The following is a 21,886-nucleotide window of genomic DNA, read 5'->3' as shown; positions in this document are numbered from 1 at the left end:
GATCCCGGCGGGCTCCGCCGGGGAGGGGCGCGCGCTCAGCGGGTCCCGGTGGGCTCCGCGGGGGAGGTCTCGTCCGGCCGGGGCGGGGCCTTCACGCCCAGCCGCGTGCGCATCGCGTGCTCCACCAGGGTGATGAGCACCTCCTTCCCGGACTCGCGCCGCCGGGCGTCGCACAGCACGATCGGGATGTCCTCGTGCAGCGTCAGACCGAGCCTGACCTCGTCGAGGTCGTAGCGGCGGGCACCGTCGAAGCAGTTGACCGCGACGACGAAGGGGGTCTCGCGGCGCTCGAAGTAGTCCAGCGAGGGGAAGCAGTCGGCCAGCCTGCGGGTGTCGGCGATGACCACCGCGCCCAGGGCGCCCAGGGCCAGCTCGTCCCACAGGAACCAGAACCGCTCCTGGCCCGGCGTGCCGAACAGGTACAGGCGGTAGTCGTCGCCGATGGTGATGCGGCCGAAGTCCATCGCGACCGTGGTGGTCTGCTTGGTCTCCACCCCCGACAGGTCGTCGATGCCGACGCCCCGGTTGCTCAGGGTCTCCTCGGTGCGCAGCGGCTCTATCTCGGAGACCGCGCCGACCAGCGTGGTCTTGCCCGCGCCGAACCCTCCCGCGACCAGGATCTTGATGGCCTTGGGCAGCTTCATCCGCCCGGCGTCACGGCTAGAGCGCACGGAGTCCATCGAGCACCGCCCTGTACAGCCTCTCGTCGTGCATGTCGGTCTCCGAATGCGGTTCTTGCATGGCGATGAATCCCTGGTCGAGCAGGTCACCGAGCAGGACACGGACCGTGCCCGCCGGAAGGTTGGTGCGGGCGGCGATCTCCGCGACCGACTGGGGCTGCAGGCAGAGCGAGACGATGGCCAGGCACTCCGGGTCCAGGCCCGACTCCCTCGGCGACAGCTGCCGGACGGTCACCACCAGCGTGATGAGGTCGATCTTGCCGCGGCTCGGCTCGGTCCTGCCGCGCGTCAGGACGTACGGCCGGACGATCGGCCCGGCGTCGCCGTCCACCCACAGGTTCTCGGGCTGCTCGTCGAAGATGCTCATCGCGCGCCGTCACCCCGGAAGGAGGACTCGGCGGTCCTGGTGGGAGAGGTGAGGTACTGGCCGACCCGGGTGACGAGCATGGCCATCTCGTAGGCGACCAGGCCGACGTCGGCCTCGGTCCCGCAGAGCACCGCCAGGCAGGCGCCCTCTCCCGCCGCGGTGACGATCAGGTACGCCGACCGCATCTCGATGATGGTCTGGCGCATCGGCCCGCCGCCGACCCGGTCGCTGACCCCGCGCCCGAGGCTCTGGATCGCCGAGCCGACGGCGGCCAGGTGCTCGGCGTCGGCCGGGGAGAACCCGGCCGACGCGCCCAGCAGCAGGCCGTCGGTGGAGAAGACGATTCCGTGCCGGGCTTCCTCCACCCGAGCGACCAGGTCGTCCAGCAACCAGGCCAGGTCCGTGAAAGATCCTGTTCCCTGCACCACTCGTTGTCCTCTCCTTCTGCCTGCCGACGTTTCGCGCCGCTCCGCCGGCGACTCGCCGGCGCCTGCTCGGCACGCGTCCTGGGATGGTCGGTTCGAGTCACACGGCGGGCTCCCCCTCGCCGGTGGGGTCCCCGTCGCGGCCGTTGTGCCGGTCGGGGCCGTCCGTGTCCCGGCCGCTGGGCCGGCCGTAGCCGTTCGCGTCCCGGCCGCTGGGCCGGTCGGCGTCGTCCGTGTCCCGGCCGTGCAGCCGGCCGGCGTCGTCGCGGCCGCGGCGGGTGCCCGCCTGGAAGGAGGACATGGCCGCGCGGATCATCTCCGGGGAGCGCTCGTCGGCGTCGGTCTCCCCGACCGGCGTCGCGGCGGCGGCGGCGGGCCCCTCGTCCAGCAGCGGGGCGGCCAGGTGGGTCTGCGGGACGCGCCTCGGCAGGCCTCCGGGGGTGTGGCTGCTGTCGGGCGGGGGCAGCACGGGCGGCAGCGCCGCCCCCGGGTCGCCCGGCGTGCCGGAGGCCGATCCGTCCGGCGTCCCGGCGCCGGCGTCCGCGGCCGGCCGGGCACGCCAGCGGGGCACCGGGGCCGCAGGGGCCGCCGGGGACGCAGGGGGCGTCAGGTAGTCGGGCAGGCGGTCCCACGACCCCGAGCCGGTGGCGGGATCGGCGAACCGGTCCGTGGCGGGGTCTCCCACGAGGTCCCTGGCGTCCCCGGTGCGGCCGGTGCGGCCGGTGTGCCCGGCGGCCGGGTCGGCGGAGTGCCGTCCGTGGGGCAGCCGGCCGGCGAGGCCGGTGGTGAGGTCCGGGTCGGCGGAGCGGCCGGGGGCCGCGGTGATCGCGGGCGCCGCGGGCGCCGCGGGCGCCGTGGGCATGGTGCCGTTCATCTCGCCGGTGCTCGCCGTGCGCGCCTGGGGCACCCCGACGGGGACGCCGTGACCGGTCGCGGGGCCGGGGTCCTGGCTGATCAGTTCCTGCGGGATGAGGACCACGACGGTCGTGCCCCCGTACGGGGAGGCCTTGAACGTCACCCGGACGTCGTGCCGCTCGGCCAGGCGGCTGACGACGTACAGGCCCAGGCGGGCGTTGCCGGACAGTTTGAGCTCGGGGGGGTTGGCGATCCGCTCGTTGGCGGCGGCGATGTCCTCGGAGGTCATGCCCAGGCCCCGGTCCTCGATCTCCAGCGCGTAGCCGTGGGCCACCGGCTGGCCGGTGACCTGGACCGTGGTGTACGGCGGGGAGAAGGAGGCGGCGTTCTCGACGAGCTCGGCGACCAGGTGGATGACGTCGCTCACCGCGCGGCCGTCCAGCGAGACGTCGCCCAGCGGCATCACGTCGATCCTGGTGTAGTCCTCGATCTCGGCGAGCGAGCCGCGGACCACGTCGATCATCGGGACGGCGTCGCGCCAGGCCCGGCCGGGCGCGGCGCCGGAGAGGACCAGGAGGTTCTCGGCGTAGCGCCGCATGCGGGTCGCCAGGTGGTCGAGCCGGAACAGGTCGCGCAGTTCCTGCGGGTCGTTCTCGCGCCGTTCCATGACGTCGAGCACGCTGAGCTGGCGGTGCACGAGCGACTGGGTGCGGCGGGCGAGGTTGCGCAGGATGTCGGCGATGTCGCGGCGGAGCTGGGCCTGCTCCGCGGCGACCTTGACGGCGGTCTGCTGCACCGCGTTGAAGGCCTGGCCGACCTGGCCGATCTGGTCGTCGCCGAACTTCAGGGGTGGCGCCTCCGCGGCCACGTCCACCACCTCCCCGTGGCCGATCCGCTCGACCACCGAGGGCAGCCGCTCGTTGGCGAGCTCCCAGGCGGCGGCCCGCAGCTTCTCCAGCTGCTGGACCAGGGCACGGGCCGTGGTGATGGCCAGGACGACCGAGGCGATGACGGCCAGCAGGCCCAGTCCACCGGCCAGGGCGAGGCGGACGATGACGCCGACGGCGACCGGACCGGACCGCTCGATGATCCTGTCACCGGAGGACAGGATGGCCTCCTGCATCTTGACCAGGACGGGCTGGGTCACGGAGGCCCACTGCTGCGCGTCCACGGGCTCCGGCATGTTCACCGGCGTCCTCGCCTGGATGAGCTGATCCTCCATGGTCCGCATGCGGAGGTACACCGGGTCCTCGGCCAGCTTCAGGTAAGGGGCGCGGTCGGCCTCCGGCAGCTCGTCGACCTTCTCCCGGAACAGGAAGCGCTGCACACCGACGATCTGCGTGAACATGGAGCGCTCGGCGTCCGTGAAGCGGCCCGCCGCCAGGGCACCCGCGGCCATGGCGTCCTCCTGGGAGAGCGTCTCCAGCGCGCGGCTCAGCTCGATGAGCGTGCGGACGTCGGCGGCGATCTCCTTGTCGTCCAGCGTCGCCATGGAATCGTAGATGTGATAGACGGACGAGATGACCTCGGTGAGCGACGCGGCCGCACGGGTCCGGTCGACCCGCGCCGCGTCGATCGCCTTGCGGTCGGCCGCGAGGTCGTCCAGCCTCTCGTACACCTCGGCGATACGCCGGCCGAGCATGGCGCTTCCGAGCGTCCGTACGCTGCCGCTGCCGGTGAGCCGCCGGAACTCCACGTCGGCCGCGTCGGTCCGCTTGCGCTGGGCGTCGAGGGCGTCGCGCATCCGGCGGCCCGCCCTCGGGTCCCCCTGGGTGATCAGGGTGAGGCGCCGCTCGGCCTGGAGCGCGCCGACGAGCTTCTCGCTCGGCTGGGCGACGTTGGTGTCGAGCGTGGCGACGCCCAGCATGTTCATGCCCTCACGTACCGTGACCCACGCGGTGAACGCCCAGAGCGCGGCCAGCGACACCAGCAGCGCCGTCACCTTTGTCCGCAATCGCCCATTGCGCACGCGCATAGCATCCATCCCAGTGAAAGTGAAATAAATTCGCAGTGCGTTTCACAGCGATCGGTACGCGTGAATCACCTGACGCCATGCCGCAGTCGCAACACACACCGGCGGCGCCCAGCGTCACACCCGGTGAACCTTAGCAATGTCGTGAAATACACTCAAGGTGACCTGGAAATCACCTCATAGATGTCCTTTTTTGGTCAAGTCGCTGTTAATGAATGATTACTCCTTGTCACAAGCGGGAGGTGCCGGGACCGCTCCCCGCCGTGGAGAGGGACAGCGGGAGCCCGGAGAGGACCGAGGAAAGCCCCGGCACCGAGGGATCCGGGGAGGACGGGCACGCCGAGAACTCCGTGGACGCGGCCCGGTCCGAGAGGTGGAGGGCTCCCAGGACCGCCGCCCGCACGATGGCGGCCGGCAGGTAGAGATCCTTGTCGTGCCAGAGCGGCGGGGCGTCGACGGGTTCACCCCGGTCGGTGATCGAGGCCAGCAGGGAGCGGTGGCCTCGCTCCAGGGCGGCGGCGCGCGCGTCGTCATGGCCCGCCGCGTGACCTGAGACCGGGCCCGCGGCCAGCAGCAGGGTCTGCAGCGCGTACGCGGTCTCCTCGGCGGTTCCCGCCCAACGGCCCCAGGACCCGTCGGGGCGCTGGGTGGTGACGACCCAGTCCCCCGCGGCCCGCACCGCGGCCTCCGACTCCGGTCCCCCGAAGTCCGCCAGCGCGATCGAGCAGCAGGCCGTCGCGTAGTACGGGGAGGCGTGCCAGCGGTCCAGCCAGCTCCCGTCGGGCTCCTGCCGGTCACGCAGCCAGGCGGAGATCCTGGTCACGGCCGCGGCGTAGCGAGGGTCGGCCGGGCCCGCGCCGCGGCGCAGGTACTCGCCGAAGGCGTCCAGGACGTGCGCGTTGACCGTCGGGGACGCCCCATCCTCCCCCTGCCAGGTGCAGAAATGGGTGCCCGTGTCGTACGCCCACAGCCCGGCGGGTTCGAGCGGGGTCCCCAGCAGGGCCAGCGCGTGGAAGGCGACGGAGGTGGTGTCGGCGTCCGGCGGCAGTCCCGGTCCCGCCGCCGTGCCGCCGGGACCGAGCGCGTCGCTCAGGCTCGCCGTCAGCGAGGCCGGCACCGTCGTGCGGATCCCGGCGCGCAGCAGCCAGCTCAGCACCCACCCGCGCTCGAACACCGTGACCGGGGTGGCGCATGGCACGGGGCCGCCGGCCCCGCCCGCGACCGCCTCCAGGTAGCACAGAACGGAATCGCCCGGATCGGCGGCGCCCCGGTCCCCGAGCCACGCCGCGCTCGCCGCGGGCGAGGCGCCGATCGCGCCGACCGCGCGGCCGTCTCCGGCCAGGGCCGGGGAGAGCGGGGTGGGGCTGACGTCCGCGGCGCCCGCGGCGGCCTTCCCGACCACCTCCAGGGCGTGGGCGAGCTTGTGCGGCACGGCGGCGCCCGAGACGAGCCGGGAACGGATCGCAGCCAGCTTGGCCCCGTCCATGCCCGCAGGCGTCTGCAGGTTCTCGCCCGGCGCCAGATGGGAGTCGATCGCGGAGGCCAGGGCGGGCACGATGAGCTCGATCGCCGGCATGTCCGGCAGGCAGGCCCGCGTCCACTCGCCCAGCCGGCGTCTCAGCGTCCACAGCCCGCGCCCGGCCGCCTCCGCCAGGACGCGGGCGCCGGGCCCGGGGAACGGCTCGGGGAACGGCTCGGGAGCGTGGCCGTCACCCCGGGAACCGCGCCCGGTTCCCTCCGGGTGCGGGTGGCCGCCTCGCCGCAGCTCGGCGAGGAGGGCCTCGGTCGCGCTCAGCGTGGGGACCAGGTCGTAGCCGTCCGGAAGGCCCCAGCCGCCGTCGGGGCGCTGGGAGTCCAGCAGGAAGCGGACGCGATGCGCGTGGCCGGAGAGCCACGGCGCCGAGCTCACCACCCGCCCGGTCTCGTAGACCGAGGCGGAGACCTGCCCCCAGGGCTTGGCCAGGAGCCCGGCCATCAGACCGCGCGCCTCGGCGGCCACGTCGACGCGCGCGAGGAGCCGTTCCCGTCGCGCTCCGGGCACGTGTGTCCCGAAGACGCTCTCGGAGACGCTCACAGGGCCCCCCAGTAGTCGCCGACCCGGTAGAACCCGGCGCAGAAGTCCATCTGCCGCTCCAGGTATCCCGCGATCTCCGGATGCCCGTGGCGCAGGGGCGCGATGAGCCTCCGGCTCGTGGCCGCGAGCGCGGCGATGTGCCGCTCGACCTCGGGACGGCCGGTACCGAGCAGCAGGGCGTTGAGATCGCCCCAGCTCAGGTCGCGTTCGTAGGTGCCCAGGTCGTTGAGCAGGCGGATCACGCGCTGGACCGCCCGGCTCGCCTCACGGATCGGCGCGATGTCCGCCTCGTCGACCGGCCCCGAGGTATGGACCCAGTGGGAGGTGAACGCGAAGGAGAAGCCCAGGTTGTCGGCGTTGCCGAGGTACTCCTCGAACGACGGGCGGCCGCCCTCGACCTTCCAGCGCCACTCCAGCAGCATGGCGTCCAGCATGAGCCTCAACTCCTCGCGCCAGACCGGGCCGAGCACCGGGAAGGCGGGCGAGGTGGCGAGCTCGTCGCGGATGTCGGCCAGCATGCGCGTCAGGTCGTCCCCGGGCACCGGAGGCGCGCCCTCGGCCGTGGCCAGGCTCCGCCGGGTGACGTCCTCGGCCTCGGTCGGCGAGGTGGCGACGTAGTCGACGAGCCAGTCCAGGGCGAACGCCCACAGGCAGACCTTGTTGGCCATTCGCAGCCGCTCGGCGTCGAACCAGGGACCGCTGAACGCCATGGCCAGTGACAGTGTGCTGTAGAGGGCCGCGTCGAAGGGCCTGGCGGAGAACAGGCCGGGGTAGGCGGCGGCCCATCCGCGCATGTCGCGTTGGCACTGCCCGGCCACGGCGCAGGTCATCCCGATGCCGACGGCGTCAGGCAGGCCGTCCGGGCCCGCGGCGGTGCCGGGAACACCGAGGTCGTCGAGGCCGCCGAGCCCGTGGAGAGCGGTCACCGCACACCGCCCGCGACGCGCTCGACCCGGGTGATGTCCAGTTCGATGTTCTGCCTGGGCTGCAGCGAGGCGGCCGCGGCCGCGGTGAAGGGCCCCTTCGACCGGACGCCGATCCGGAAGCGGCCGAGGAGCGCCCCGAGCAGCAGGGGCGCCTCGACGTAGAACAGGTGCTGGCCCAGGCACTGGTGCGGACCGCCGCCGAAGGGGAAGTAGGCGTACTTGTGCCGGCGCGGCTGGCCGCCGGGGGCGAAGCGCTCGGGGTCGAACTCCAGCGGCCGCTCCCAGAACTCCTTCAGCCTGTGCGTGGCGTAAGGGCTGATCAGTACCTGGGAACCCGCCTTGATCCGCACGCCGCCGATCTCGCTGTCCCGCATCGCCATCCGGGGGAAGATCCAGCCCGCCGGATAGAGGCGGAGGAGTTCCTGCAGGACCATGCGGGTGTAGCGCAGGTCGGGGACGTGCTCGGGGGCCACCGGGCCATGGCCGACCACGCGGCCGATCTCCTCGCGCAGCCTGGCCGTGACCTCGGGGTGCGCGTCGAGGAGCGGCCACAGCCAGGTCAGGGTCATGGCGGTGGACTCCGACGCCGCCCCGTAGACGCTGACGAGATCGTCACGGATCTGCCGGTCGCCAGCCGCATCGCCGTCACGCAGTTCACAGAGGGCGGAGATGACGTCGGGACCGCCGGAGGAGTCGGCCCGCGCCTTCCTGATCAGCGGGAACACCACGTCGTCGATCGTCTCGACGGCTTTCATGAAGGCCCGGTCGCCGGGTACCCGGATGGAGTAAGGCATGAACGGCATGACCAGTCGGAAGGCGATCGAACCGGCCGCGGTGGCGTAGGCGGGCGCGAGACGCTCGCCGTCCGCGCGGCTGATCCTGTCCCCGAACAGCGCCCGCACCACGGCGGCGTTCACGATGCCTGTCATCTGCTCGGCGGCGTCGATGGAACGCCCCGCGGCGGCGTACTCGTCGAGCTCGTCCATCCGCTGGTTGATGACCTCCGCCATCGTCCCGGCCAGCGAGGTGACGTAGCGCGCGGTGAAAAGGGGCTGAAGCGCCTTCCTGCTGGACTTCCAGGGCTCTCCGTCCCCGAGGATGCTGGCGCCGAGGACGCGCCGCAAAGGCTGCCAGAACATGCCTTCGCGCTGGTAGTTCGTCCAGTCGGACTTCAGCACCTGCTGGATGTGATCCGGGCGCGTCACCAGGTAGGGGCGGAAGGGACCGAGACTCAGCCGGACGAGCTCACCGTCCACCTGCCCGCTGATGTCCGCCAGGGTGTTCACGGGATCGCGGGCAAAATCCGGAAGAACCCGGTGAATGGGGATGGTCCGGGCACGGCGGAGCGTCGGGGCGCTCGCGTCGATCGACATGGGTGTGTTCTCCCACCTGGCGCCGCGTCGGAACGCAGCGTTACGGCCGTCCGCGGCGGATCGCACGGGCGGTGCGACGCGAGCCGGGAACAACCGGCGCGTCATAGGGTGCCGATGTACGAGAAAAGGCCAGAACCGGTCTGGTCCGGTCAGCCCTCGCGTGCCTTCCCGTGCCTTCTCGTACGATGCATATCTAAAGTTCTTTTATTGCACATCCATTCTGTTAGGGCGGATTATCACATGATCACCCCAGAACGATCAACCCATACACCTAAATAGATGGCCGTAACGGGACGAAACCCACCATTAACACGAACTTCGCCGACCGCACGCTTGACATAGTTGACAGGCACCGTCAAGATGACGGAGCGTATCCGTCCGGCCTACCGCCGCCCCCGTCGTTCCGCCCGCCCGCGAGGACGAGACGTCCGGCCGCCCGAAGAGCCGTCCGGGCCCGCGAACGAGGTCCCGCCACGACGGGAACGGGATTTCCGGCGGCCGTGGCGCGTGAGAACGCGCCCCCGGGGAACGGCCGGTCCGGCGGCTCGGCGCATGGAGGCTCACCCGTGAGCCGCCTGCTCACCGCCTGCGGGGGACTCGGGGTCGAAGGCGTCCAGAACGCGGTCGGCCGCCGCCGACGGGGTCAGCCGGCCCTCGCGGACCTCGTCCTCCACCCCGGCGACGATCGCCGCGACCCCGGGGTGCTCGCGGAGCCGGGCCAGCAGCCGGTCGGTGATCAGCGCCCAGGTCCAGCGGACCTGCTGCAGGCGGCGGCGCTCGGCGAGCTCCCCCGAGGCCTCCAGCGCGTCGCGATGGGCCGTGATCCTCTCCCAGAGCTCGTCCAGCCCGGCGCCGGTCAGCCCGCTGCAGGTGAGCACCGGGGGCGTCCGGTCCGCGCCCAGCAGGCGCAGCGCCCCGGCGAGCTCCCTCGCGGCCCGGCGCGCGTCCAGCTCGTGCGGGCTGCCCTCGGCCCCGTCGGCCTTGTTGATGGCGATCACGTCGGCGAGCTCCAGCACGCCCTTCTTGATGCCCTGGAGCTGGTCGCCGGTCCTGGCCAGGGTGAGCAGCAGGAAGGTGTCCACCATGTCGGCGACGGCCGTCTCGGACTGGCCGACCCCCACGGTCTCCACCAGCACGACGTCGTAGCCGGCCGCCTCCACCACGACCATCGCCTCGCGGGTCGCCCGGGTGACGCCGCCCAGCGTGCCCGAGGTGGGCGAGGGGCGGATGAACGCCGCCGGGTCCGTCGCCAGGCGCGACATGCGGGTCTTGTCCCCCAGGATGCTCCCGCCGGTGCGCGTCGAGGACGGGTCCACGGCCAGCACCGCCACCCGGTGCCCCTGACCCGTCAGCCGGGTGCCCAGGGCGTCGATGAAGGTGGACTTGCCCACCCCCGGCACGCCGGTGACGCCGACCCTGCGCGCCCCGCCGGCGCGCGGGGTCAGCTCGGCCAGCAGGCGCTGGGCCGCCTGCCTGTGGTCGGCCCGGGTGGACTCCACCAGCGTGATCGCGCGCCCGATCCAGGCCCGCGACCCCTCGGTCACCCCCCGGACGTAGTCGTCAAGCGCCCGCGTCATGGCCCAGCCGGGTGAGGAGGTCGGCCAGCAGCCCGCGGGCGGCGTCGGCGATCACGGTGCCGGGCGGGAAGATCGCGCTCGCGCCCGCCGCGCGCAGCGCGTCGAAGTCGCCGGGCGGGATGACGCCGCCGACCACGATCATGACGTCCTCGGCGCCCAGCTCCGCCAGCGCCTCGCGCAGCGCGGGCACCAGCGTGAGGTGCCCGGCGGCCAGCGAGTTCACCCCGACCACGTGGACGTCGGCCTCGACGGCCTGGCGGGCGACCTCCTCGGGCGTCTGGAACAGCGGGCCGACGTCGACGTCGAAGCCGAGGTCGGCGAAGGCGGTGGCGATCACCTTCTGGCCCCGGTCGTGGCCGTCCTGCCCCATCTTGGCCACCAGGATCCGGGGACGGCGCCCCTCCAGGCGCTCGAACTCGGCGCACGCGGCCCGGACCTCGTCCACCCCGGACCCCACCTCCTCGCGGTACACCCCGGTGATCGTACGGATCTGCGCCGCGTGCCGGCCGAAGACCCTCTCCAGCGCGTCGGAGATCTCCCCGACCGTGGCCATGGCGCGGGCCGCCTCGATGGAGAGCGCGAGCAGGTTCCCGTCGCCCTCGGCCCCCTTGCTCAGGGCCGCCAGCGCCTGCTCCACCCGTACGGGGTCGCGCTCGGCGCGCAGGCGGCGCAGCTTCTCCAGCTGCTCGGCGCGGACCGCGCTGTTGTCGACCTTGAGCACCTCGACGGGCTCGTCGGTCTCCGGCCGGTACTTGTTGACGCCGATGACGGGCTGACGGCCGGAGTCGATGCGCGCCTGGGTGCGGGCGGCGGCCTCCTCGATGCGGAGCTTGGGCAGCCCGGCGTCGATCGCCTTCGCCATGCCCCCGGCGGCCTCGACCTCCTCGATGTGCGCCCAGGCCCGCCCGGCGAGCTCGTGGGTGAGCCGCTCGACGTAGTAGGAGCCGCCCCAGGGGTCGATGACCCGGCAGGTGCCCGACTCCTGCTGCAGCAGCAGCTGGGTGTTGCGGGCGATGCGGGCGGAGAAGTCGCCGGGCAGGGCCAGCGCCTCGTCCAGGGCGTTGGTGTGCAGCGACTGGGTGTGGCCCTGGGTGGCGGCCATCGCCTCGACGCAGGTGCGCACCACGTTGTTGTAGACGTCCTGGGCGGTCAGCGACCAGCCGGAGGTCTGGCTGTGCGTCCGCAGCGACAGCGACTTGGGGTTCTTCGCGCCGAAGCCGGAGACGATGCGCGCCCACAGCAGCCGGGCCGCCCGGAGCTTGGCGACCTCCATGAAGAAGTTCATGCCGATGCACCAGAAGAACGACAGCCTCGGCGCGAACCGGTCGACGTCCAGGCCCGTCCCGACGCCGGCGCGCAGGTACTCCATGCCGTCGGCGAGGGTGTAGGCCAGCTCCAGGTCGCAGGTGGCCCCGGCCTCCTGGATGTGGTAGCCGGAGATCGAGATCGAGTTGAACTTCGGCATCCGCTCGCTGGTGTAGGCGAAGATGTCGGAGATGATCCGCATCGACGGCGCCGGCGGGTAGATGTAGGTGTTGCGGACCATGAACTCCTTGAGGATGTCGTTCTGGATGGTCCCGGCGAGCTGCTCGGGCGCCACCCCCTGCTCCTCGGCGGCCACGACGTACAGCGCCAGCACCGGCAGCACCGCGCCGTTCATCGTCATCGACACGCTCATCCTGTCGAGCGGGATGCCGTCGAAGAGCTGGCGCATGTCGTGGATGGAGTCGATGGCCACGCCCGCCATGCCGACGTCGCCGGTCACCCGGGGGTGGTCGGAGTCGTAGCCCCGGTGGGTGGCCAGGTCGAAGGCGACCGACAGGCCCTTCTGCCCGGCGGCCAGGTTGCGCCGGTAGAAGGCGTTGGACTCGCCCGCGGTGGAGAACCCGGCGTACTGCCGCACCGTCCAGGGCTGGTTGACGTACATCGTCGGGTACGGCCCGCGCAGGTAGGGCGCGGCGCCGGGGTAGGTGTGCGGGAAGTCCAGGTCGTCGGTGTCGGCCGCGGTGTAGAGCGGCCGGACGCCGATGCCCTCGGGCGTCTCCCACACCTCCTCGGGCGCCGGGGCGGACGCCGGGGCGGCCGGGGCGGCCGGGACGCCGGTGGCCGGTCGCGGGCCGAGCTCGATCTCGGAGAAGTCGGGAATCACCGGGGCACCCCCAGGTCGTCGAATGTCGTGCGGAGCACGCCGAGCGCGTCGCATCCGGCGTAAAGCCGGGAGTCCACGCCCTCGAACTCCCCCTTGCCCGCGATCCAGATCCGCCTCGCGCCCGCGTCCCTCAGCGCGGCGGCCACCGTCTCGGCGTGCTCGGCGTAGAGCCGGTCACTGGAGCACAGGCAGGCCACCGGGGTGCCCGCGGCGGCGAAGGCGGCGGCGATCTCCGCCGGGTCCGTCGACGCGCCCCCGGGGACGGTGGCGATGCCGCCCGCCCGGAACAGGTTGGCCGCGAACGACGCCCGCGCGGTGTGCGCGGCCACCGGGCCGACGGTCGCGAGGAAGACCCTCGGCCGCTCCGGCCGCGCGTCGGCCAGGTCGCGCAGCGCCTCGAACTCCCGCGCGTAGTGCACGCTCTCCCCCGCGTGGCGCTCACCGGGGCCCCCCGGTCTCGCGGTGGGCCCGGGACCGGGCCTGGGCTTCCTGAGCACGGGCCGCTCGTCGAGGTCGGGGAACTCGCTGACGCCGGTGATCGGGTCGCGGCGGCGGGCGATGGCGGCCGAGCGCCGCTCCCGGGTGGCCGACAGGCGCCCGGCGACGAGGCCCGAGGCGAGGGCCGCGGCCATCCCGCCGGCGCGCTCGATCTCCTGGAACCACCCCCAGGCCGCGTCCGCCAGGTCCTCCGTCAGCCGCTCGACGTAGAAGGAGCCCCCGGCCGGGTCGACCACCCGGGCCACGCCCGCCTCCTCCACCAGCAGCGACTGGGTGTTGCGCGCGATCCGGCGGGAGAAGGCGTCGGGCAGGCCGAGCCGGGTGTCGAAGGGCTGCACGGTGACCGCGTCGGCGCCGCCGGTCCCGGCCGCGAAGCAGGCGAGCGTGGTACGGAGCATGTTCACCCACGGGTCGCGGGCGGTCATCATGGCCGAGCCGGTCACCGCGTGCTGCCGCTGCGGCTCCTCCGGGACGCCGCACACCTCGGCCACGCGCGCCCAGAGCCTGCGGGCGGCGCGGAGCTTGGCGATGGTGAGGAACTGGTCGGCGGTGGCGGCGTAGCGGAACTCCAGCTGGCCGAACGCCTCGCGCGCCTCCAGACCGGCGTCGGTCAGGACACGCAGCGCGGCGACCCCGGCCGCGATGGAGCAGCCCAGCTCCTCGGCGTCGCCGCCTCCCGCGTCGTGGTACGGCGTGGCGTCCACCACGACCGCCCGCAGGCCCGGGTGGTCGGCCACGCAGCGGCGGGCCAGCTCGGCCGCGGTGCGGGCGTCGGCCAGCGCGTCGGCGCCCAGGGTGCCGGTCAGGGTCGCGCCCCCGCCACCCCCGCCCGCCCCGCCGTTTCCGTGCGCCCCGCCGTTTCCGCGCGCGCCGGCGCTCCCGCCCGCGCCGGCGCTCCGGGCGGCCGTCGCGAACAGCGCCTCGGCCGCCTCGCGCGTCCGCCCGCCCGCGTCCAGCGCGACCGAGATCAGATCCAGGTGGACCCCGCGCAGGGCGCCGGGCAGGTCCTCGGGCTCCAGGGCGAGCCAGAGCGAGGTGACGCCGTTCTCCAGGTCGGTGAGGATCGCCCCGGGATCGGGCGTCTCGTGGCGCTGGCGCACCTCCCAGCCGCCCTGGGCGCGAGCACCCCGGATGTAGGGGGCCCGCCCGGGCAGGCCCGGGTCTCCCGGCAGGTCGGAGGCGTCGTAGAGCGGCGCGATCGTCACGCCGTCGTGGGTGGTGAAGGCCAGCGCCTCCTCCGGGGAGCCGGCCTCGACTCCGGACTTGCGCAGCACCCCGAGCGCCAGTTCCCGCCACCGTTCACGGGTGACCGATGGGAACTCGCCGGCCGATCGAGGGTCCTCAGGCGGCACCGTCATGCACCGGATACTAGGCGCAGCCGGACCGGGAGCGCTCGCCGGGTTCGGGCTCGGCGCCGATCCCGTCGCGGGCCACGGATCAGTCGGTCGGCTCCTCCCAGGAGGCGTTCCAGGTCACCCGGTCGACCGCGCCGGTGACCGGCAGGTCCTTCTCCTTCTGGAACCTGCGGCACACGTCCTCGGAGGCCGGGCCGTACAGGCCGTCGACGTCGAGGTCCCAGCCCCGCTCCAGCATCTGCCGCTGCCAGGTGCGGACGTCCTCGCCCCGCATGATCGGCGGCTGGGTGAGCGTACGGCCGGGGAAGGAGGGGTGCGGCTCGGGCGGGCCGCCGGGGCCCGCGCCGGGACGGGGGGCGCCCTTCTTGACCCACGCGTACAGGGGCTCCCCCGGGCAGCTCGTCGAGTAGCCGTCGCGGTGGCCCTTGATCTCCCGGCCCGCGCCGCCCTTGTCCCTGAGGTACTCGATGGCGTCGAGGATGCCGTGCAGGATGCCGTCGTTGGGCTTGGTGAACCCCGAGGAGCCCACCAGGCCGAGGACCGCGTAGTGGTCGCTGTTGAGCCCGGCGCCGTTGGCGGCCGGCACGCGGTTCGGGCCGCGCCCCTCGAAGACCTTCCGATGCGGGCAGACCAGCAGAGTGTTCCCTGTGAAGTAGACAGAGCCGTCCCGACGCGCGAGCCAGCTCTGGTTCTCGGTGCGCGGACACCAAACCTCACCGAGATATTTTTGCCGCCCGATCCTGAATGTGGCGGCTTTACCGGCGGCCGCACTTCGCGGAGCGAAGTTCCGCTGTTGCCGGATGGTGACCAGCCACATATCCGTGTTGCAACTCAGTGTCGGGGGTCTACGCCGAAGCGACGCAGCCCTGCCCGACAGGAGAACCGCGAACATGAACGCTTCCGCTGCGGCCCGTTCCTTCTGCGCCAACCTGTCCTTGCCCGCGTTGTCAGCGAGCAAGGAGGTTTCAATGAAGAGGGCGAGCTGGGCTTTGGTCAGTGCGAGCAGGAAGTCGAATCCAGGAACCCTTCCAGGTGCCATCTCCAACAGATGGCGACCCGCGTCGGACGAGAGGTGAAACTCCACGAGATGCCGGTTGACGACCTCGCGCCAACGTGGCACACCATCGGTGAGGCGCCCGACACGGGGGAATTTATCGGCCGGAGGGCCGAACATTTCACCGAGAGCCGATCTTATACTCGCGACATTCGCAGAATTATTCAGTGACTGATAGATGGCCACGCTGGTGGACTTGCCGTTGCGGGCCGCCTTGACATGCCCCTCGGTCCAGAACCAGGCGAGCACCTCGACGAACGCGTCAGACCACTTCGCCTCGGTCGGCAGGTCGGCGCACGGGGCCGCAATCGGGATCCGGTCCCAGTAACCGATGGTCTCGGAAGTCACCCACAGCCGTTCGTGACCGGTGACGGATCGCTGAGCCTTGCCGGTGGGGAGCCATTTTCCGTCGGAACCCTTTTGCCGTTCGGTACCGGTACGCCGCCGGTAACGCTCGACGGGCCAACGATGATGCGGAGTCGTCAGCGACGAGTGAGAGGCTCCTTCCATCCGCACCATGTCTCGTTCCATCGCCGGGAACACGCACACCTCAAGGACGGGTTGCCATTCGGACATCGCCGTTTCGTGATTCAGGGTGAGTGCCATGTCCCCCACATGGAGATCCCTGTATGATTTCCAGCCTTCTCGGGTAAGAATCTCCGTCTGTTCGTCGACGCAATAGCCGATGTCCATCCATCCGTTTCCATCCATATGATGGTTTTGAATGGACTTCGCCAAGGTCACGCACTTTTTGTGGTCGTCGACTATGGCTGGGTCGACCTGTCCGCCGGTGTAGTGGACCTTCACTCCTCTGGTGGAGGAGATCGGCGAGTATGATCCGCGAGGAGGGCGAGCCCCCCATTCGCGACGGGGCACGATGTCAGCCACAGGTGTCTCCAGAGGGGCAGGCGACGCGAAAGCTCAACGACGGCTCGACAGACACTATCGGTCACCCTCTGCCACATGCAGCGAATTCATCCGAATACCGTCCGCCACCGAACCGTCACGCCAGGTTCCAGAAGTGATCCGGCGCGGGAGTACCTCTTCCAAATACGTCGGTGCCGAAACCACGGATCGACGGCCAGGGAGCGGGGTCGAGGTCCTCGGTCTCTTTCGCCGGAGCGTGGGCCGGCGACGGCGTCGCCTCCGCCACCCCCTTCTCCTCCGGCGGGAAACGAATCGAGGTCACGCTCAAGGAGGGCGGCGACGGAACCGGTCACCCCCCTACGAGCGTCACCCCTACACCTGCCCGGCCTCTCTCACCCTCGCCGCGGCCATGACCCGCCCCGAGCGACACCTCGGGCCCACCCTGCAGGACACGGCCTAAAACCCGTCGACCGGGGGAGGTTCCGCGAGGATCATTACCGCCATGTCCGTACTCAGGGAGGCCCGCTTCACGCCGGAACCAGACCCGGCGCAGGTGCCGATGGGGATCTGGCTCGACGACAACGACTCCGCCGTGGACGTGATCGACGCGCTGGCGCTGTCGCCGTTCGCCACCGGGGCCCAGCCGTGGTCGTGCACCGCGAGCCTGGAGCGGGTCCGCGCCGACGCCCCCCTCGCCCCCGCCTCGGGAACGCTCGTGCGGGCTGCCTCGGACAAGGACGGCCCCGATTCGCGCCTGCTGCGCGGTGAGGGGTGGACGCTGCGCGTGGTCCGCTACCGCAACCGCGCCGCCACGGTCAGCGTGACCGCGGTCGACGAGGAGCTGGCCCGCTCGGTGCTCGACGAGGTCACCAGGGACGCCGAGGAGCCCGCCCCGCAGAGCGACCACGTCGACATGGGCTTCTGGTGGCAGAGCCCGCACGGCGGCCGCCGCGCCGGCAAGCCGATCACCGCCTCCCCCTGGGCGGAGGTCTCCGGCAACTACGCCGCCTCGGTGGGCGGGCCGCTCTCCCGGCTGATGTCCGTCACCCCCTCCGAGGTGCACGGCCGGCTGGTGCTGCTGCACGGCCCGCCGGGGACCGGCAAGACGACGCTGCTGCGCACGCTCGCCTACGAGTGGCGGTCGTGGTGCCAGGTCGACTGCGTGCTGGACCCGGAGACGCTGTTCCAGTCCCCCGGCTACCTCATGGAGGTGGCGGTCGGCATGGACGGCGGCATGGACGGTGAGGACGGGGGAGGCGACCGCTGGCGCCTCCTGGTGCTGGAGGACTGCGACGAGCTGATCCGGTCGGGCGCGAAGGAGGCCGTCGGGCAGGGCCTGTCGCGTCTTCTCAACCTGACCGACGGGCTCCTCGGCCAGGGCCGCGACGTCCTGGTGGCCATCACCACCAACGAGGACCTGGCCCATCTGCACCCCGCCGTCACCCGGCCGGGCCGCTGTCTCTCCCGGATCGAGGTCGGCCGCCTGCCGTACGAGGAGGCGGCCCGCTGGCTCGGCACCACCGAGGGCCTCCCCCGCTCCGGCGCCACCCTCGCCGAGCTCTTCGCGCTCCGCGAGGGCGTGCTCGACCGCACCACCGTCCCGGAGAACACCGGGCTCTATCTCTGAGGCCCCCGGGCTCCCCGGGGCGCCGGGGAGCGTTCAGGCCCGCGGGGCCTCCGCGCCGGCCCTGTCCCGGTGCCGGCCCTGTCCCGGTGCCGGCCGTGTCTCCGTGCCGGCCGTGTCTCCGTGCCGGCCGCGCCGACGGGGGGCACGGCGGCCTCCGTGAGGTTCGTCACCTTCGTGACAGGCGTGATCGGGGTGACGACGGTGACGGTAGAGGCTGCCGTGACGCCTGTCGTCGCGGGGGCCGTTGTGACACAGGTGACGGGTGTTACCGATGTGACGTGTGTGACGTGTGTGACGTCCGCGACGTTCGGGGCGCATGGCGGCGATGACGCCGGGTAACAGCAGCGCATGCTCGATCTTCTACCGGAGGAGACCCTCCGGGAGTTCGTCAACCTGCTGGTCCGCCTCGTCGAGGTCGCCGGGGCCGCCGTCATCTTCGCGGGCGCGGCCATCGCGTTCGTCCGCTTCGTCGTGGTGGCCCTGCGGCGGCACGACCAGGGCTTCATCGCCGTCCGGCTGTTCCTGGGGCGGTTCCTGGCACTTGGCCTGGAGTTCCAGCTCGCGAGCGACGTGCTGCGTACCGCCATCGCGCCGAGCTTCACGCAGATCGGCCAGCTCGCGGCGATCGCCGCCATCCGTACCGCGCTGAACTTCTTCCTCAACCGGGAGATCGAGCGCGAGGGGCGCGCGGTGGAAAGCAGGGGCGATCGGGTCCGGCCGGACGGCGAAGGCTGACCCCTCGGCCCCGCCCGGCACCGCCGCCGCCCGCGCCGAAGGAGCGCCCGCTTTCCCGGCGACAACCCAACAATTCGGGGAAGCCCGGTGGATTGAGCAGCAGGACGGTGGAACGGACCAATAGTCGTCATGGAGCAAACCACGCCCATCCGCCCGCCGCCCTCAATGCGAGACGCCCGGAATCACACCGTCCGGATGGAGAGCCTTGTCTTACCCGAGCGTGGCCGCGCCGCCTCTCAATGTGATCGGTGGCGCCCCCGGGTGGCTCTTCGAAGGCGCCGATCGGGAAGACCGCAAACCCGCGGGGGACAGGAGTCATTCGGGGGCGAGACAACTCATTTGTCCCGGGGAAACCCGCGACGCGTTCGGTTACGGACATCCGGAGCGTGCGAATTACCACGGAACGACCGGTGGCGATCCCGCCCCGCCTTCACGTGTCCCGGACCGCGTCCGTCTCACCCCCCGCCCGCCCGCCGTCGCGCGTCCGGACCGGCACCGGAACGGCACGGGGCGTCCCCGGGGCCGGCGCCGCGGAGTACCTCCTGAGCAGCGCAAAGGACCGGGGGCGCGCCGTGGCGATCGGGCCGGGCGTGACGCGCCGGCACGAGGGCGCCGCGGAACATCCGGAAGCGCCCGCGGAAGGGCGGACGGCGGAGCGAGGGACGGCGATCGTGAGTCGCGCGCATCTTTTTTTAGGGCGGTGAGGGCGAAAACCACCCGTAGGTCACGAAACTTCAAAGACCTCCGCGCCGCCGTCCGAAAAACCGGCTCGCGGGCGAGCCCCGGCCCCGGCATACGACCACCGGCGGACCCCCGGGCGCCGCGTCCGTTTTTAATCCCCTCCCGCAGGGAAGCATTTCACAATGACGTGGAGACCCGGAGTTCGACCTCCGGTAATTATCGCCGGAGGGTGGATCTCCGGCGGACAGGGGTTTCCCGCGCACGACGGTGAAAGGAGGGACTAGAGTTTTGCGCGCGGGGAAGAGACGCGGGAACCATCGGTCGGCCGGGTTCGCAGCCGCACTCTGACGCCAAGATTAAGGAGTGACACAATGGCACGTCAGCAAGTCGTCACGTTCACCGATGACATCACCGGGAAGCGGGCGGACGAGACCGTCTCGTTCGGCCTGGACGGCACCAGCTACGAGATCGACCTGAGCTCGAAGAACGCCACGAAGCTGCGCGAGGCCCTCAAGCCCTTCCAGTCCGTCGCCCGCAAGGCGAGCACCTCCTCGGGGCGCAAGGGCAGGACGAAGGGGGCCGGAGGCAACCGTGAGCGGAGCGCCGAGATCCGGGCATGGGCCAAGTCCCACGGGATAGAGGTCAGCGAGCGTGGACGCATCGGGGGGAAGGTGGCCGAGGCGTTCGCCGCCGGCGACCCCAGCCTGGCAAAGCCCGCGGCCAAGAAGACCCCGGAGGCGGCGCTCAGCGACTAGGACCGGGCTCCCGGACCCTTCAGGGGTGACGGCGTCGTAGCCGGCCGGGAGTGCGCGAGACGACGGCGGGAACGTGCCGCTCCCGGACCGGAGGAGACACGCGCCTCCGGCACAGGGGACACCGTCGGGCCGCCGGGCCGCGTCCCCCGCCCCGGCCGATGACCTCCGGCGCCTCCGTGCGCCCGCGTCACTCCCGCCCGCCGGGTGACCGGCCGTCCCTCCCCTTTCCCGGCGTCCGTCGCCGGTGCCGGTGTGCGCCGGCTCACTTTGTGTTTCTCCATTCCCCAGAAAACAGGGCACTCCATATCACAATCCGATCCGCCTGTGGGCTTCCACGCGTATGCCGGACGCGGGGCGCCTGAAACTGGGGCATCATGGCTCACGTGCCGACTCTCATGTTCCCCTCCGTGACCGGCCGGTCTCGTGACGGGAGGCGGACGCCCGTGACGCCGCCCGCCGGGCTCCCGCGCGGGGCCGCCGTCCCGTCCTCGTACAGCGGGCGGCAAGGCCGGCGCAAGGGTTCCGGCCGATGATGACGACGTGACGCGCGACGGAGGCGACCAGACGATGGGCCGGACAGTGGCCACCGACCGCAGGCCCGGCCTGATGGACCGCCTGCGCAAGGATCTGCGGAACCCGCTGTTCCTGCAGGGCTACGCGCTGATGATCAACACGGGGATCACCGCCGTCCTGGGACTGGGCTACTGGTTCCTCGCCACGCACCTGTACACCGCCACCGCGTTCGGCGAGGGCCAGGCCGTGATCAGCGCCATGAGGCTGTTCGCCTCCCTGACCGGCCTGGCCTTCGCCGGCGCCCTGGCCAGGTTCATCCCGGTGGCCGGCCGCCGCACCGCCGAGTTCGTGCTCCGGGGGTACGCGATCGCCGGCGCCACCGGACTGGTCGCGGCGCTGGGGTTCCTGCTGACGCTGCCGATGTGGGGGGCGGTCTACAGCCACCTCGGCGGGTTCGGCCCGGGGCTGTTCTTCCTCGCCTCGGTGCTCGTCTGGACCGTCTTCACCCTGCAGGACGTGACGCTGGCCGGGCTGCGCAAGGCCGTCTGGGTGCCGGTCAACAGCCTGGCGTTCGGGCTGGTGAAGATGGGCATGCTCGCCGCGCTGGCGGTCGCGCTGCCCGAGGGCGGTCTGTTCGGCGGCATCTTCGTCTCCTGGATCATCCCGACCGCCATCGCGCTGGTGCCGATCAGCTGGTTCATCTTCGGTGTCGTCATCCCCCGGCACGTCAAGGACACCGAGGTGAGCGCGGCCAACCCGCCGCGCCTGCGCGAGGTGGGGCGCTTCCTGGCCGGGGACTTCCCCGGCGCGTTCTCCATCCTGCTGATCCTCTACCTGGTCCCGGTGATCGTCGCGGGCTGGCTCGACGACGCGCCGACCTTCGGTTACTTCTCGATCGCCCACACGCTGGGCTCCATGATCGGGTTGCTGGCGGCGAACATGGCGGTCTCGCTGACCGTCGAGGGCTCCTTCAACGCCGCGCAACTGGCGGACAGCGTGCGCAACGCCCTCCGCCGTACCTTCCTGATCGTCGGGCCGGTCATCGTGGTGGTCGTGGTCGGCGCGCCGCTGATCCTGAGCGTGTTCGGCCCGGGGTTCGCCGAGGCGGGCACGCCGCTGCTGCGGCTGATGGCGATCGCGGTGCTCCCCCAGACGGTGATCGAGATCTGCCTGAGCATGCTGCGCGCGCAGAGCCGGGCGCGCAGGCTGGCCGTCATCCAGATCGGGATGGCCGTTCTGGTGCTCACGTCGATCGCGGTGCTGTTCCCTCACTTCGGCATCGCCGCGGTGGGCTACGCGATGCTCGGCAGCCAGCTCCTGGTCGCCCTGCTGATCTTCCCGAACATCCGCAGAGTGATCAGTTACAGCAAGATGTCGCAGGTGAGCGCCGACTAGCGTCACCC

The 21,886-nt window shown here is 71.9% G+C and carries 15 protein-coding genes; 4 read left to right on the top strand and 11 right to left on the bottom strand.

From position 1 onward, the window contains the following. Nucleotides 1–35 precede the first annotated feature (35 nt). From AB0G16_RS10045 to AB0G16_RS09995, 11 genes are all read right to left on the bottom strand, one after another. The gene (locus AB0G16_RS10045) at nt 36–680 is read right to left on the bottom strand and encodes an ATP/GTP-binding protein (RefSeq protein ID WP_362801576.1); all 645 of its coding nucleotides are present in this window, start codon (nt 678–680) and stop codon (nt 36–38) included. Continuing rightward, complete coding sequence (locus tag AB0G16_RS10040; protein WP_362801573.1) at nt 661–1,047, bottom strand: DUF742 domain-containing protein; 387 nt, start codon at nt 1,045–1,047, stop codon at nt 661–663. Before AB0G16_RS10040 ends, AB0G16_RS10045 begins: the two co-directional genes overlap by 20 nt. Then, the gene (locus AB0G16_RS10035; protein ID WP_362801569.1) at nt 1,044–1,475 is read right to left on the bottom strand and encodes a roadblock/LC7 domain-containing protein; all 432 of its coding nucleotides are present in this window, start codon (nt 1,473–1,475) and stop codon (nt 1,044–1,046) included. The genes AB0G16_RS10040 and AB0G16_RS10035 overlap by 4 nt, the downstream gene beginning before the upstream one ends. Before the next feature lie 97 nt (nt 1,476–1,572). Next, nucleotides 1,573–4,281, bottom strand: coding sequence for a nitrate- and nitrite sensing domain-containing protein (locus tag AB0G16_RS10030; protein ID WP_362801566.1), 2,709 nt, complete (start codon nt 4,279–4,281; stop codon nt 1,573–1,575). A 247-nt stretch (nt 4,282–4,528) separates the two neighbouring features. Next, nucleotides 4,529–6,373, bottom strand: a complete 1,845-nt coding sequence (locus AB0G16_RS10025; protein WP_362801563.1) for a prenyltransferase/squalene oxidase repeat-containing protein — start codon at nt 6,371–6,373, stop codon at nt 4,529–4,531. Beyond that, nucleotides 6,370–7,299, bottom strand: coding sequence for a terpene synthase family protein (locus tag AB0G16_RS10020; protein ID WP_362801560.1), 930 nt, complete (start codon nt 7,297–7,299; stop codon nt 6,370–6,372). Before AB0G16_RS10020 ends, AB0G16_RS10025 begins: the two co-directional genes overlap by 4 nt. Then, complete coding sequence (locus AB0G16_RS10015) at nt 7,296–8,585, bottom strand: cytochrome P450 (RefSeq protein WP_362801557.1); 1,290 nt, start codon at nt 8,583–8,585, stop codon at nt 7,296–7,298. Before AB0G16_RS10015 ends, AB0G16_RS10020 begins: the two co-directional genes overlap by 4 nt. Nucleotides 8,586–9,232: 647 nt before the next feature. Then, nucleotides 9,233–10,249 carry a methylmalonyl Co-A mutase-associated GTPase MeaB gene (gene meaB / locus AB0G16_RS10010; RefSeq protein WP_362801554.1) on the bottom strand — a complete coding sequence of 339 codons (1,017 nt, stop codon included), beginning with the start codon at nt 10,247–10,249 and terminating at the stop codon, nt 9,233–9,235. Beyond that, entirely contained in the window at nt 10,233–12,398 is a 2,166-nt protein-coding gene (scpA, locus tag AB0G16_RS10005; RefSeq protein ID WP_362801551.1) for a methylmalonyl-CoA mutase, read from the bottom strand. The genes meaB and scpA overlap by 17 nt, the downstream gene beginning before the upstream one ends. Then, nucleotides 12,395–14,254, bottom strand: a complete 1,860-nt coding sequence (locus tag AB0G16_RS10000) for a methylmalonyl-CoA mutase family protein (protein ID WP_362801548.1) — start codon at nt 14,252–14,254, stop codon at nt 12,395–12,397. The genes scpA and AB0G16_RS10000 overlap by 4 nt, the downstream gene beginning before the upstream one ends. Before the next feature lie 79 nt (nt 14,255–14,333). Beyond that, a complete protein-coding gene (locus tag AB0G16_RS09995) occupies nt 14,334–16,112 on the bottom strand; it encodes a peptidoglycan-binding protein (protein WP_362801545.1) in 1,779 nt (592 codons plus the stop codon). A gap of 562 nt (nt 16,113–16,674) precedes the next feature. On the opposite strand from AB0G16_RS09995, the gene AB0G16_RS09990 reads away from it, so the two are divergent. From AB0G16_RS09990 to AB0G16_RS09975, 4 genes are all read left to right on the top strand, one after another. Beyond that, nucleotides 16,675–17,799 carry a DUF5925 domain-containing protein gene (locus AB0G16_RS09990; RefSeq protein ID WP_362801542.1) on the top strand — a complete coding sequence of 375 codons (1,125 nt, stop codon included), beginning with the start codon at nt 16,675–16,677 and terminating at the stop codon, nt 17,797–17,799. Nucleotides 17,800–18,147: 348 nt separating this feature from the next. Next, nucleotides 18,148–18,534, top strand: a complete 387-nt coding sequence (locus AB0G16_RS09985) for a DUF1622 domain-containing protein (RefSeq protein ID WP_362801539.1) — start codon at nt 18,148–18,150, stop codon at nt 18,532–18,534. Nucleotides 18,535–19,586: 1,052 nt separating this feature from the next. Beyond that, on the top strand, nt 19,587–19,970 hold the full coding sequence (locus AB0G16_RS09980) for an Lsr2 family protein (RefSeq protein WP_362801536.1): 384 nt from the start codon (nt 19,587–19,589) through the stop codon (nt 19,968–19,970). Between the two features lie 540 nt (nt 19,971–20,510). Continuing rightward, nucleotides 20,511–21,878, top strand: a complete 1,368-nt coding sequence (locus AB0G16_RS09975) for a hypothetical protein (RefSeq protein ID WP_362801533.1) — start codon at nt 20,511–20,513, stop codon at nt 21,876–21,878. The last annotated feature ends 8 nt before the right edge of the window (nt 21,879–21,886 follow it).

It is taken from the genome of Streptosporangium sp. NPDC023615 (assembly GCF_040640155.1).
Taxonomy (GTDB): domain Bacteria; phylum Actinomycetota; class Actinomycetes; order Streptosporangiales; family Streptosporangiaceae; genus Streptosporangium.
The sequence above is the reverse complement of the archived record's forward strand: the minus strand, read 5'-3'. Positions and strand labels throughout refer to the sequence as shown.

Coding starts and splice junctions, on each gene's coding strand:
- AB0G16_RS10045 (WP_362801576.1), bottom strand. CDS start 680: ATGGACTCCGTGCGCTCTAGCCGTGACGCCGGGCGGATGAAGCTGCCC.
- AB0G16_RS10040 (WP_362801573.1), bottom strand. CDS start 1,047: ATGAGCATCTTCGACGAGCAGCCCGAGAACCTGTGGGTGGACGGCGAC.
- meaB (WP_362801554.1), bottom strand. CDS start 10,249: ATGACGCGGGCGCTTGACGACTACGTCCGGGGGGTGACCGAGGGGTCG.
- AB0G16_RS10000 (WP_362801548.1), bottom strand. CDS start 14,254: ATGACGGTGCCGCCTGAGGACCCTCGATCGGCCGGCGAGTTCCCATCG.
- AB0G16_RS09990 (WP_362801542.1), top strand. CDS start 16,675: ATGTCCGTACTCAGGGAGGCCCGCTTCACGCCGGAACCAGACCCGGCG.
- AB0G16_RS09985 (WP_362801539.1), top strand. CDS start 18,148: ATGCTCGATCTTCTACCGGAGGAGACCCTCCGGGAGTTCGTCAACCTG.
- AB0G16_RS09980 (WP_362801536.1), top strand. CDS start 19,587: ATGGCACGTCAGCAAGTCGTCACGTTCACCGATGACATCACCGGGAAG.